We start from the raw sequence: 320 nt of genomic DNA on the forward strand, positions 1-320 counted from the left end.
GTACGACCGCCTTCACGGATAGCGAAGCGCAGACCGTCTTCCATTGCAATGGTCTTGATCAGGGTAACAGTCATCTGAATGTTGTCACCTGGCATTACCATTTCAACGCCTTCCGGCAGCTCGCAGTTACCGGTCACGTCAGTGGTACGGAAGTAGAACTGAGGACGGTAGCCTTTGAAGAACGGAGTGTGACGACCGCCTTCTTCCTTCGACAGAACGTAAACTTCTGCGGTGAACTTGGTGTGCGGCTTGACCGAACCTGGCTTGACCAGAACCTGACCACGCTCAACGTCGTCACGCTTGGTGCCACGCAGCAGAAC

1 pseudogene is annotated in these 320 nt (G+C 54.7%); it reads right to left on the reverse strand.

Annotated elements, in window-relative coordinates:
* Nucleotides 1–320 (reverse strand): annotated as a pseudogene (locus tag ACF8MI_RS22765) (elongation factor Tu); the annotation flags it as partial.

Origin of the sequence: Pseudomonas sp. yb_9, assembly GCF_043103635.1 — a bacterium.
Classification (GTDB): domain Bacteria; phylum Pseudomonadota; class Gammaproteobacteria; order Pseudomonadales; family Pseudomonadaceae; genus Aquipseudomonas; species Aquipseudomonas monteilii.